The organism is Pseudoroseicyclus aestuarii (assembly GCF_003217255.1).
Taxonomy (GTDB): Bacteria; Pseudomonadota; Alphaproteobacteria; order Rhodobacterales; family Rhodobacteraceae; genus Pseudoroseicyclus; species Pseudoroseicyclus aestuarii.
Genome location: NZ_QJTE01000003.1, coordinates 217,624 through 229,627, shown reverse-complemented (window position 1 = coordinate 229,627; position 12,004 = coordinate 217,624). Strand labels below are relative to the sequence as shown.

The window sequence follows — 12,004 nt, the reverse complement described above, 5'->3', positions numbered from 1 at the left end:
GGCAAGGATTCACAAGGAGGCCCATCATGGATTTCAAGGACAAGGTCGTTCTGATCACCGGCGCTGCCGGCGGCATCGGTATCGCTGCGGCACGCAAGTTCGCGGCGCAGGGCGCGAAGCTGGCGCTGGTGGACCTGAGCCAGGAGGGGCTGGAGAAGGCCGCCGCCGACCTGCATGGCGCGCTTTTGATCGCGGCGAACGTCACGGACGAGCAGGACGTCAAGGCCATGGTCGCCAAGACGGTCGAGCAGTTCGGCCGGATAGATGTCTTCGTCAACAATGCCGGGATCAACGGCGATTTCGCCCCGATCACCGAGCAGACGGCGGAGAACTACCGCAAGGTCCTCGATATCAACGTGGTGGGCGTGGCCCTTGGCCTCAAGCATGTCGTCGCCCAGATGAAGACGCAGGGCAGCGGCGCCATCGTCAACACCGCCTCGAACGGCGGGCTGCTGGGCGCGCCGGGCATGAGTGCCTATGTCGCCTCGAAGCACGCGGTGCTGGGCATCAACAAGTCCGTCGCGCTGGAAGTCGCGGGTGACGGCATCCGCGTGAACGCGGTCTGCCCCTCGGGCGTCGACACGCAGATGATGCGCTCGATCGAGACCAACGCGATGAAGGGCCAGGAGGAGAAGGCGCGCGAGCAGTTCGAAGCCGCGGTGCCGCTGGGCCGCTATGCCGAACCCGAGGAGATCGCCGACCTGATGCTGTTCCTGTCCAGCGACAAGGCCAGCTTCATCACCGGCGCCTATTACCGCATCGACGGCGGCGGCGGCGCCAGCTCCGTCTGATGGCGGGTCCGGCGCGGCGCCTTACGGGGCGGCGCGCCGGAGCATGCCGTAAAGGTCGCGCGGATCGTCCGGATCGGCCAGCAGGTCGAGCGGGACGGAGCGCGCACCCTCGGTCACGCAGCGGTGCACGTATTTCAACGCCGCCAGATCCTCGATCGCGAAGCCGACGCTGTCGAAGAGCGTGATCTGGTCGGCACCCTGCCGCCCCTGCGCCGCGCCGGTCAGCACCTGCCAGAGCTCGGTCACGGCGTAATCCTCGGGCATCTGCTGGATCTCGCCCTCGATCCGGGTCTGCGGCGGGTATTCGACGAAGGTCGCGGCACGGGCGAGGATATCGGGGTGCAGCTCCGTCTTGCCGGGGCAATCGCCGCCGATGGCGTTCAGATGCATCCCGGCGCCGACCATGTTGTCGGTCAGGATCGTGGCATACTGCTTGTCGGCGGTGCAGGTGGTCACGATCTGCGCGCCCGTCACGGCCTCCTGCGCCGAGGCGCAGGCGGTGACCTCGAATCCTGCCGCCGCGAGGTTCGCCGAGGCCTTGCGCGTCGCGGCCTCGTCGATGTCGTAAAGCCGCAGCCGCGTCACGCCGAGGACGCCGCGAAAGGCCTCGGCCTGGAACTCGCATTGCGCGCCGTTGCCGATCATCGCCATGACCTGCGGGTCCGGCGCGGCGAGCGCCCGCGCCGCCATGGCCGAGGTCGCGGCGGTGCGCAGGGCGGTCAGCACGGTCATCTCGCTCAGCAGGATCGGGTAGCCGGTATCGACGCGGCTGAGCACGCCGAAGGCGGTGACGGTCTGGTAGCCGCGGCGCGTGTTCTGCGGGTGGCCGTTGACGTATTTGAAGGCGTAGCTCTCGTCGTCGGCCACGGGCATCAGCTCGATCACGCCGCCGGGGGAGTGGGCGGCGACGCGGGGCGTCTTGTCGTACTCCTCCCAGCGGCGGAACTCGGCCTCGATGGCATCGGTCAGCTCGCTCAGGACGCGCTGCAGGCCGCGCGCGTGGACCAGCGCCATCATGTCGGCAACGCTGACGAAGGGCACATAGGCCAGATCCGAGGGGCTCGTGGGCATGGCTCTCTCCTGTCTGCTTCACGCGATCTAGGCAGCTTTGGCGGCGACAGGCAACGTTGCGCGGCTGCCGCGGTTGGCCGCCCGCCCATGCGAAGGGGGCAGCGCCGGGCAGCGCGGGCTGCTAGGGTGGCGGCAAAAGAACGAGGCCGAGATGAGCAGCAGCACAGACCCATCGATCGATCCGAGCATCCGCGACCGCATCATCGCCGATCCCGGCGCGCTTCTGGACGATCAGGACATCATGCGCGCGCTGGTGAACGCGAGCGACGCCTCGAAGGGCAGCAACGTAGTCGACCTGCGCGGCGCCGCGATGACCCGGCTCGAGGCGCGGCTCGACCGGCTGGAGGACACGCATCGCTCGGTCATCGCGGCGGCCTACGACAACCTCGCCGGCACCAACCAGATCCACCGCGCCGTCCTCAAGCTGCTGGACCCTGAGGATTTTCCCGCCTTCCTCGCCAATCTGCGCGGTGATCTGGCGGGCATCCTGAACGTCGATGCCGCAAGGCTGGTGCTGGAGACGGCGCATCCCGAGGATCCCGCCGCCGCGCGGCTGGACCCGGCGATGTGCATGAAGCCGGCGGGTTTCGTCGCAGCCTACCTGCCGCAGGGCCGGCAGGTGACCCTGCGCCGCGTCTCCGACGGCGCGCTTTACGAGGCTTCGGCCCAGACGGTGCAGTCCGAGGCCTGCCTGCGCCTCGATCTGGGGCACGGGCGGCTGCCGGGCATGCTGGCGCTGGGGGCCGCCGATGCGGAGCGCTTCTCGCCGCAGCACGGCACCGATCTTCTGGGCTTCTTCGCCGACACCTTCGAGCGGGCGATGCGGCGCTGGCTGGCGTGATCTCGCCGGCGCTGAGAGATGCGCTGGTGCGCTGGCTGGACCAGAGGCGGGCGCTGGACGGCGCCGCCGAGGCTACGATCGAGGCCTATCGCGCCGATGTGCTGGGGTTTCTCGCCTTCATGCAGGGGCACCATGGCGAGAGCCAGGGCCTTGCGGCGGTGGCGCGGATCACCGTGGCCGACATGCGCGCCTGGATGGCGCATGAGCGCGGGCGCGGCCTTGCCGCCCGCTCGCTGGCGCGGGCGCTCTCGGCGGTGAAGGGCTTCTACCGCTGGCTGGCCGAGCGCGAGGGGTTCGAGCCGACGGCCGTTCTGGCCGCCCGCGCGCCGAAAAGCCCGCCGCGCCTGCCGCGCCCGCTGGCGGAGGATGCCGCCTCGGAGATGCTGACCCGTGTTGGCCTGCAGGCGGCGGAGCCCTGGATCGCGGCGCGCGATACCGCGGTCGTCACGCTGCTGTACGGCTGCGGGCTGCGCATTTCCGAGGCGCTGGGACTGACCGGCGCGGCGCTGCCGCTGGGCCGGGCGCTGGTGATCCGGGGCAAGGGCGGCAAGGAGCGGATGGTGCCGGTGCTGCCCGCCGCCCGCGAGGCCGTCGAGAGCTATGTCGCGATCTGCCCCTACCCCATAGAGCGGGATGCGCCGCTGTTTCGCGGCGCGCGCGGCGGCGCGCTGAGCCCGCGCCTCGTGCAGAAGGCGATGGAGCAGGCGCGGATGCAGCTGGGCCTGCCGGCCAGCGCCACGCCCCACGCCCTGCGCCACAGCTTCGCCACGCATCTGCTGGGCGCGGGCGGCGATCTGCGCGCGATCCAGGAGCTGCTGGGCCATGCCTCGCTCTCGACGACGCAGGGCTATACCGGCGTCGATGCCGCGCGGCTGATGGAGGTCTACGAAAAGGCCCATCCGCGCGGCTGATCCGCTTTGCGTTGCGTCCGCCCCGGCGATGGGCGACAAGGGTGGCCATGTCTGCCGCGTACAAAGCCCTTCTCGTCCACCTGCTGACCGCCACCGGCGCCGTCTTCGCCATGCTCTCGATGCTCGAGGCGGTGCGCGCGGACTGGGCGATGATGTTCGTCTGGCTGGTCGTCGCCTTCGCGGTGGACGGCATCGACGGGCCGCTGGCGCGGAAATACGACGTCAAGCGCAACGCCCCGATCTTCGACGGCGTCCTGCTCGACCTGATCATCGACTACCTGACCTACGTCTTCATCCCGGCCTATGCGCTGTTCACCTCTGGCCTGCTGCCCGGCTGGACCGGCTGGCTTGCGATCATCGTGATCACCTACACCAGCGCGCTCTACTTCGCCGATACCCGGATGAAGACCAAGGACAACTCCTTCTCCGGCTTTCCGGGCTGCTGGAACATGGTGGTGATCGTGCTCTTCTCGGTCGCGCCGAACTTCTGGGTGATCCTGGCGCTGGTGGCGGTGCTCGCCGTGGCGATGTTCCTGCCGGTGAAGTTCATCCACCCGGTGCGCACGCGGCGCTGGCGCGCGGTCTCGCTTCCGGTGGCCTTCGTCTGGACGGCGCTGGCGGGCTGGGCGGCCTGGACCTCCTTCACCGCGCCGGCCATCGTGCACTGGGGGCTGGTGCTGACCTCGGCCTACCTGCTGGCCGCGGGCGCGCTGCAGCAGCTGATCCACGGGCGCGACGGCTAAGGTCCTGCGCGCGGGCGGCCTCTACTTCTGCTCCATTTCCGAAAGCTTCTGCGCCAGCGCGGAAAGCTGCTCGCGGATATCGTCGAGATCGCCCCTGCCCTTCTCCTCGCGCGGCTCAGGCTTGGGCGCGGGGCCGGAAGAGGCCATCATCCCGCCGGTCATCGCCTTGAAGAAGGCCTCCTGCTGGGCGCGGATCGCGTCGAAGCCGGCCATGCCGGACATCGGCCCCCGGCTCATCTGGTCCAGCATCTGCGTCTGACCCTGACGCAGCATCTCGAAGCTGGCGGCCAGGAACTGCGGCACGACGGAGCCGGCCTGGTCGGTATATCCGCGCACGAGGTCGGTCAGCACGTCGATCGGCAGGACGCTGTCTCCCCGCGCCTCGTGTTCGGCGATGATCTGCAGCAGGTACTGCCGGGTCAGATCGTCGCCCGACTTGAGGTCGACCACCCGCACCTCGCGCCCCTCGCGGATGAAGCGCGCGATATCCTCGAGCGTGACGTAATCGCTGGTCTCGGTGTTGTAGAGCCGGCGAGAGGCGTAGCGCTTGATCAGGAGCGGCTGTGCGGCGGCGTCTGTCATATCGATCTTCCCCCTCGGATGGCGCCAGCCTAGGCCTCGCCTTGCCGAAAGAAAAGGGGTGCTGCAGGTGCAGCATCCGCTTTCGGCGGAAATAGTTCGATGGTTGACAGTCAGGCCCTGAACAATCGATTGCCCCTGTCCAGCAAGTCCCTGCTTTCTCTGCGCGGGCCGAAACGCCCCGCCGCGCCGCAGCGGCCCTAGCGCTCTCGCAGGTAGGTGCCGGGCGCGGGACAGAGCGGCGGAAACCCCTCGCTGCCGGGCTGCCGTGCCGAGACCTGCGCGCCCGAGCGTCCGGCCAGCCAGTCCCGCCAAAGCGGCCACCACGACCCTTCGCCGGGCGCGGCGGCTTCCTTCCAGGCCTCTGCCTCTGCAGGATCCTGCGGTGCCGCCCAGTAGCCGTACTTCCCCTGCGCCGGCGGGTTCACGATGCCGGCGATATGGCCCGAGCGCGCGAGAACGAAGCGCACCTCGGCCCCGCCCATGGCCCGTGTGCCGCTGTAGCTGGCGCGCCAGGGGACGATGTGATCGCCCTCGCAGGCGACGGTGAAACGCGGCACCTGCACGTCACTCAGCCGCACCACCTGCTCCGCGATCTCCAGCCCCTGCCCCGCCAGCCGGTCCTCTCGGCACAAAAGGCGCAGGTATTCCACCGCCATGCGCGCGGGCAGGTTCGTGCTGTCACCGTTCCAGTGCAGCAGATCGAAGGCCGGCGGCGCCTTGCCCAGCATGTAGCTGCGGATCGCGGGCCGCCAGATCAGTTCGTTCGCGCGCAGCATGGCGAAGGTGCGGGCCATGTGCCGCCCATCGAGGATGCCGCGGCGGTCCACCTCGGCCTCGATGGCGCCCAGCATGTCGTCGGTCAGGAACATCGCCAGATCGCCGGGATCGGAGAAATCGGTCAGCGCCGCGAGGAAGCTGGCCGAGGCGACGGAGGTATCGCCGCGCCGGGCCAGAACCCCCAGCGTCGCCGCCAGAAGGGTGCCGGCGATGCAGTAGCCGACGGCATTTACCTCCCTTGTGCCGCAGATCGCCCGCACCGCCTCGATCGCGCGCAGGAAGCCATCCGTGACGTAATCCGAAAGCGAGACATCGGCATAGGACGGATCGGGGTTCTTCCAGCTGACCATGAAGACTGTGAAGCCCTGCCCCACCAGCCAGCGCACGAGGCTGTTCTCGGGCCGCAGGTCGAGGATGTAGTAGCGGTTGATCCAGGGCGGAAAGATCAGCAGCGGCACCTCGTGCACGGCCGCGGTCGCGGGCGCATACTGGATCAGCTCGAAGAGCGGGGTGCGCAGCACGACCTCGCCCGGCGTCAGCGCGATGTTTCGGCCGATCTCGTAGGCGCCGGGATCGGAAAGGGTGACGAGCGGCGCGGGACCATGCGCCTCGGCGTCCCGCACGAGGTTCTCGAGCCCGTCGATCAGGCTTTGCCCGCCGGTCTCGACCGCCCGCTCCATCGCGTCGGGATTGGTGGCAAGGAAATTCCCCGGCGCCATCATGTCGATCAGCTGCCGCGCGAAGAACAGCAGCCGCGCGCGGTCCGCCGCGCTAAGCCCCGGCAGATCGCGCGCCGCGGCCTCGATGGCATCGCCCGTCGCCTCCCATGTCTCGCGCGCGAGGCGGTACCAGGGGTGGCTGTCCCAGAGCGGGTTGGAGAACCGCTTGTCCCGCCGCGGCCTTGGGCGATCCTCGGGCATGGCGCCGCCGGCGGCCTGACGCTGCGCCTCGGCCACGGCGGTCAGCACGCGGCCCCAGGCCTCGATCTGCGGCTGCGCGACCCTGCCCTCGCCCTTCAGCGCCTCGCCCCACCACAGGCCGGCAGCGCGGGCCAGAAGATCGCCCGCCTGACGGGCGCCGGGCGGCGGCGCGGCGCCTTCCATCGCGGCGCGCAGGCGCCGTGTCAGCGCCTTGATCCGGGCGGTATCGGCCGCGATCCGCGCCTCGGCCTGCGCCGATGCGTCCCCGGTATCCTCGGACGGGCCCTCTATTGCCACCTCGACTCCTCCAGCCTAGCGTGCCGGCGCCGCAAAGGCGCAGGCGCCGCCCCTGCGCCGCGCCCGACCCAACGGAGCCGGTCCTTGATCTATACCAACGCCTACGACGTCATGGAAACGCTGCGCACCACGAACCAGTGGCTCGGCGCGACGGCGCGCGCAATGGGCAGCTATCCCGGCATGGCGGCGCACCCCTGGGCCGATCTCATGCGCGCCTGGGGCGAGGTGACAGAGCGCAGCTTTGCCCGCATGACGGCGCGACCGGACTGGGGCATCCCCTCGGTTCCGGGCGGCGACGGGCGCGACCACCCGGTGCGGATCGAGACGCTGGTCGAAAAGCCCTTCGGCGACCTGATCCATTTCGCCGTGCAGGGCCGCGCGCCGCGTCCGCGCCGGGTGCTGCTGGTGGCGCCGATGTCGGGCCACTACGCGACGCTCCTGCGCAAGACGGTCATCAGCCTGCTGCCCGATTGCGAGGTCTTCGTCACCGACTGGCACAATGCCCGCGATGTTCCCCTGTCCGAGGGGGCCTTCGATATCGAGGCCTATACGCTCTACCTCGCGCAGTTCATGCGGCACCTTGGTGCCGACCTGCATGTCATCGCCGTCTGCCAGCCCGCGCCGCTGGCGCTGGCCGCGACCGCCATGATCGCGCAGGACACGCCCGAGGCGCAGCCGCGCAGCCTGACGCTGATCGGCGGGCCGGTCGATCCCGATGCCGCGGCCACCGATGTGACCGATTTCGGGCGCCGGGTGACGATGGGCCAGCTTGAGCAGACGATGATCCAGCAGGTCGGCGCCGGGCACGCGGGCGCCGGGCGCCCGGTCTATCCCGGCCTGCTGCAGCTAAGCTCCTTCGTGGCGATGAACGCCGGCAGCCATGCCGAGGCCTTTGGCGCCCAGATCCTGCGCGTCGCCGATGGCACGGCGCGCGAGGCCGACCGGCACAACAGCTTCTACGACGAATACCTCGCCGTGATGGAGATGCCCGCCGAATTCTACCTCTCGACCGTGGCGCGGATCTTCAAGGCGCGCGAGATCGCGCGCAATGCCTTCACCGTGGATGGCCAGCCCGTCGACATCGGCTGCATCGACCGCACCGCCGTCCACGTGATCGAGGGCGAGGCGGACGATATCTCGGCCCCCGGCCAGTGCCGCGCCGCCCTACCGCTGCTGACCGGCCTGCCCGAGACGAAGAAAGCCGCGCACCTGGAACCGGGGGCGGGGCACTACGGCATTTTCGCCGGGCGCAGCTGGCGCGACAGCATCCGCCCGCTCGTCCTGCGCTTCATCGACGCGCAGGCGCAGCCCGGCGACTGACGCTGAGGCACCACTTGCATGGACGGGCGCGTTGACAGCACCTCTCGCCGCGCCACATGCTGCATCAACGCCGGGAGGGGCCGATGGACGGAGACACAGCCGCCGCCAAGATCTGGGAGCCGTTCGGGACGCTCTACGCGGATCCCGAAGCGCGCTCCATGGCGCGAGTAGGCGTGGTCGACGTCGGGTCGAACTCCGTCCGCCTCGTCGTCTTCGACGGCGCCGCGCGCAGCCCGGCCTATTTCTATAACGAGAAGATCATGTGCGCCCTCGGCGCCGGCCTGTCGGAAAGCGGCAGCCTCTCGGCCGAGGGGCGGGTGCGGGCGCTGCGCGCGCTCAAGCGCTTTGCCGCGCTGGCCGATGGCATGGGCGTCTCGCCCCTGACGGCTGTCGCCACGGCGGCGGTGCGCGATGCCGACGACGGGCAGGACTTCGTCGACGAGGTAAAGCGCGAGACGGGGATCGAGATCCACGTGATCCCCGGCGACGAAGAGGCCCGGCTCTCCGCGCAGGGTGTGCTTCTGGGCTGGCCCGGCAGCTACGGCCTTGTCTGCGATATCGGCGGCAGCTCGATGGAGCTGGCGGATCTGGCCGACGGCAATGTCGGACGGCGCCTGACCTCCCCTCTCGGGCCGCTGAAGCTGCGCGAGGTGAAGGGCGGGGACAAGGGTCTCGACGCCTTCATCAAGGAGACGATTTCCGACCTGCACGACCGCATGCAGTCCGAGGTGGGGATGCGGCTGTTCCTCGTCGGGGGCAGCTGGCGCGCCATCGCCCGGATCGACATGGCGCGGCGGGACTACCCGCTCACGGTGCTGCACGAATACCGCATGACCCCCGAAGCCGTGGCCGAGACGCGCAAGTACATCGAGGCGCAGGACGCGGACGAGCTGCGATCCCGCGCCGGCGTCAGCTCCGACCGGATGGCCCTGGTGCCGCTGGCGATCCGCGTGCTCGAACGGCTGGTCAAGGTCTTCGAGCCCAAGGATATCGCCATCAGCTCCTACGGCATCCGCGAGGGCATGCTCTACGAGCGGATGCCGGATGCGATGCGCGACCGCGATCCCCTGCTCGAGGCCTGCCGCTTCGCCGAGGCCAAGGATTCGCGCCTGCCCGGCTTCGGCTCGATGCTCTACGACTTCGTCTCGCCGCTGTTTCCCCATGCCGACTGGCAGCGCAAGCGCATCATCGAGGCCGCCTGCCTGCTGCATGACGTCAGCTGGCGCGCCCATCCCGATTACCGCGGCGAGGTCTGCTTCGATTACGCGACCCGCGCCAACCTTGGCGGGCTCAAGCATTACGAGCGGGTGTTCCTCGGCCTTGCCCTGATGCACCGCTATTCCAGCAAGAAGCCAGACAGCCGCTTCCACCCCCTCTTCTCCCTGCTGAGCGAGGAGGACGCGAAGGAGGCCGAGGTGCTGGGCCGGGCGATGCGCTTCGGCGCCATGCTCTGGCTCGGGGCGCAGGCGCCGGGGGCGCTGCTCTGGGATGCCGCCGCGCGCCACCTCACGCTCGAGCTCGAGCCGCGGGCACAGCCGCTTTACGGCGAGGTCGGCGAATCGCGCTTCAAGGCGCTGGCCGGCGCCCTGAACGCCGAGGCCGAGGTCACGCTGCGCGGGCGGTGATCCACCGTCCGGCGGCGCGCCGCGCCCTCTTTTCATCGCCGCGCCCGGGCTCTAGCGTCGGGCCATGACAGCGGCGCATTCCTCCTACGACGTGGTGATCATCGGCGGCGCGATGACCGGCAGCGCCGTGGCCTGGTGGCTGGCACGCGATCCCGACTTCCAGAGCCGCATCCTGGTGGTGGAGCGCGACCCGAGCTTCGAATTCGCCTCGACCAGCCACACCAATTCCTGCATCCGCCAGCAGTTCGGATCCGAGATCAACACCCGCATCTCGCTCTTCGGCGCCGCCTTCATCCGCAGCTTTCGCGACTGGGCGCAGGACGAGGATGCGCCCGAGATCGCGCTCGAAGGCTTCGGCTACATGTACCTCGCCCGCACAGCGCAGGCCGAGGCGCAGCTGCGCGCCGCGCAGGCGATGCAGGCGGCCTGCGGTGCCGGAACCCGGCTGCTGACCCCGGACGAGATCGCCGCGCGCTTTTCCTTCTACGCTTTGGACGACGTGCGCCTCGCCTCGCACAACCCCGGCGACGAGGGCTACTTCGACGGCGGCACCCTGAACTCGGAATTCCGGCGCCTCGGCCGCAGGCTGGGGGTCGAGCGGATCGCCGGCGAGGTCGCGGGGATCGAGCAGGCCGATGGCCGGGTCACCCATGTCGTGCTGGCGGATGGCACCCGCATCGCCGCCGGCTGGGTGGTCAATGCCGCCGGCCCGCGCGCGGCCCAGATCGCGGCCATGGCCGGGGTGCCGATTCCCGTGGTGCCGCGCCGCCGTTTCACCTTCGTCTTCGAGGCGGCCGAGCCGCTGCCCACCCCGCTGCCGCTGACGGTGGATTTCTCGGGCGTCCACGTGCGCTCCGACGGCGCGCTCTACATGGCCGGCTGCCCGCCGCTGCAGGACGACGACGCGGCCTTCGACGATTTCCGCATGGACCACGATCTGTGGGAAGAGGTCGTCTGGCCCGCGGTGGCGACCCGCATCCCCGCCTTCGAGCGGGTGAAGCTGCGGCAGTCCTGGTGCGGGCACTACGCGATGAACACCCTCGACCGAAACGCCATCCTCGGCCCCGCGCTGGGGCTGCCGAACTTCCTGCAGGCGAACGGCTTCTCCGGTCATGGGCTGCAGCAGGCCCCGGCCGTCGGGCGCGGCATCGCCGAATGGATCCTCCACGGCGGCTGGCGCAGCCTCGACCTGACCCCGCTGGGCGCCTGGCGCATCTCTGCCAATGCCCCGCTGCCCGAGGTGGCGGTGATCTGACGAAAGGACCCAAGTGATGATGAAGAAGATCGTGCTGACCGGCGCGCAGGGCCGCCTCGGCCAGGAGCTGCGCGCGCCCCTCGCGGAGATGTGCCACGCGCTGCTCTCGACCGACATCAAGGAGGCGCCAAAGGATCTCGCGCCAAACGAGAGCTACGTTCAGGCCGATCTGGCGCAGATGGATCAGGTCGAGGCGCTGATCCAGGGCGCCGAGATGGTGGTGCACTTCGGCGCGATCCCCGACGAGGCCCCTTTCGAGGAGCTTCTGGGCCCGAACTACATCGGCGCCTATACCGTCTGGGAAGCCGCGCGTCGCCACGGGGTGCGCCGCATCGTCTACGCCTCCTCGATCCACGCGGTCGGACTGGAGCCCACCGCCGAGGGGCCGGCCCTCACGAACCGGCACCGCCCCGATACCTTTTACGGGCTGTCCAAGTGCTTCGCCGAGGATATGGCCCGGATGTACTGGGAAAAGACCGGCCTCGAGGCGGTCTGCCTGCGCATCATGTCCTGCACGCCCGAGCCCGAGAATACCCGCGCGCTCGGCACCTGGCTCTCCTACGGCGACCTCGTGCGCCTCGTCCGCGCCGCCGTCACCACCCCGACCACGGGCTTCGCGCTGGCCTGGGGCGTCTCGGCCAACGACCGCGCGCCGGTCACCAATGCCGAGGCCGCCTTCCTCGGCTACCGCCCGCAGGACAACGCCGAGGACTGGGCCGAGAAATTCCTTGCCGCGGCGAAGACGCCCGACCCTTCCGACCTCGCGCAGATGCGCCTCGGCGGCCCCTTCGCCCGCGTGCCTTTGGGCGAAAGCGGCGTCGAGGCGATCCGGAAGATGACCGCCGGGGACTGATCCCTTCATGTTTCGAGA

11 protein-coding genes are annotated in these 12,004 nt (G+C 69.8%); 8 read left to right on the top strand and 3 right to left on the bottom strand.

Annotated features, from left to right (window positions below):
- Positions 1 to 26: 26 nt before the first annotated feature.
- On the top strand, positions 27 to 791 hold the full coding sequence (locus DFP88_RS10380; protein WP_110814414.1) for an SDR family NAD(P)-dependent oxidoreductase: 765 nt from the start codon (positions 27 to 29) through the stop codon (positions 789 to 791).
- 21 nt (positions 792 to 812) lie between these two features.
- Here the strand turns inward: DFP88_RS10380 and DFP88_RS10375 are convergent, their stop codons facing one another.
- Complete coding sequence (locus tag DFP88_RS10375; protein ID WP_110814413.1) at positions 813 to 1,862, bottom strand: ornithine cyclodeaminase; 1,050 nt, start codon at positions 1,860 to 1,862, stop codon at positions 813 to 815.
- A 151-nt stretch (positions 1,863 to 2,013) separates the two neighbouring features.
- Between DFP88_RS10375 and DFP88_RS10370 the strand changes: the two genes are divergently transcribed.
- Genes DFP88_RS10370 through DFP88_RS10360 form a run of 3 tightly spaced genes read left to right on the top strand, consistent with a single transcriptional unit; the run spans position 2,014 to position 4,357 of the window.
- Positions 2,014 to 2,703 carry a DUF484 family protein gene (locus DFP88_RS10370; RefSeq protein ID WP_110814412.1) on the top strand — a complete coding sequence of 230 codons (690 nt, stop codon included), beginning with the start codon at positions 2,014 to 2,016 and terminating at the stop codon, positions 2,701 to 2,703.
- Entirely contained in the window at positions 2,700 to 3,614 is a 915-nt protein-coding gene (locus DFP88_RS10365) for a tyrosine recombinase XerC (RefSeq protein WP_110814411.1), read from the top strand. The genes DFP88_RS10370 and DFP88_RS10365 overlap by 4 nt, the downstream gene beginning before the upstream one ends.
- Before the next feature lie 47 nt (positions 3,615 to 3,661).
- Positions 3,662 to 4,357 (top strand): CDP-alcohol phosphatidyltransferase family protein, encoded by a 696-nt coding sequence (locus DFP88_RS10360; RefSeq protein WP_110814410.1) that lies wholly within the window; start codon positions 3,662 to 3,664, stop codon positions 4,355 to 4,357.
- Between the two features lie 21 nt (positions 4,358 to 4,378).
- Here DFP88_RS10360 and phaR read toward each other — a convergent pair whose 3' ends face one another.
- Positions 4,379 to 4,939: a polyhydroxyalkanoate synthesis repressor PhaR gene (gene phaR / locus DFP88_RS10355; RefSeq protein WP_110814409.1), complete on the bottom strand. Its 561-nt coding sequence runs from the start codon at positions 4,937 to 4,939 to the stop codon at positions 4,379 to 4,381.
- 197 nt (positions 4,940 to 5,136) lie between these two features.
- Positions 5,137 to 6,933, bottom strand: coding sequence for a PHA/PHB synthase family protein (locus DFP88_RS10350; RefSeq protein WP_245904777.1), 1,797 nt, complete (start codon positions 6,931 to 6,933; stop codon positions 5,137 to 5,139).
- Between the two features lie 84 nt (positions 6,934 to 7,017).
- Here DFP88_RS10350 and phaZ point away from each other — a divergent pair, with 84 nt between their 5' ends.
- The 4 genes from phaZ (at position 7,018) to DFP88_RS10330 (ending at position 11,986) form a co-directional block, all read left to right on the top strand.
- The gene (gene phaZ / locus DFP88_RS10345; protein WP_425450831.1) at positions 7,018 to 8,253 is read left to right on the top strand and encodes a polyhydroxyalkanoate depolymerase; all 1,236 of its coding nucleotides are present in this window, start codon (positions 7,018 to 7,020) and stop codon (positions 8,251 to 8,253) included.
- Positions 8,254 to 8,336: 83 nt separating this feature from the next.
- The gene (locus tag DFP88_RS10340) at positions 8,337 to 9,878 is read left to right on the top strand and encodes a Ppx/GppA family phosphatase (RefSeq protein WP_110814408.1); all 1,542 of its coding nucleotides are present in this window, start codon (positions 8,337 to 8,339) and stop codon (positions 9,876 to 9,878) included.
- Positions 9,879 to 9,942: 64 nt separating this feature from the next.
- On the top strand, positions 9,943 to 11,133 hold the full coding sequence (locus DFP88_RS10335) for an NAD(P)/FAD-dependent oxidoreductase (RefSeq protein ID WP_110814407.1): 1,191 nt from the start codon (positions 9,943 to 9,945) through the stop codon (positions 11,131 to 11,133).
- Between the two features lie 16 nt (positions 11,134 to 11,149).
- A complete protein-coding gene (locus DFP88_RS10330) occupies positions 11,150 to 11,986 on the top strand; it encodes an NAD-dependent epimerase/dehydratase family protein (protein WP_245904776.1) in 837 nt (278 codons plus the stop codon).
- Positions 11,987 to 12,004 lie beyond the last annotated feature (18 nt).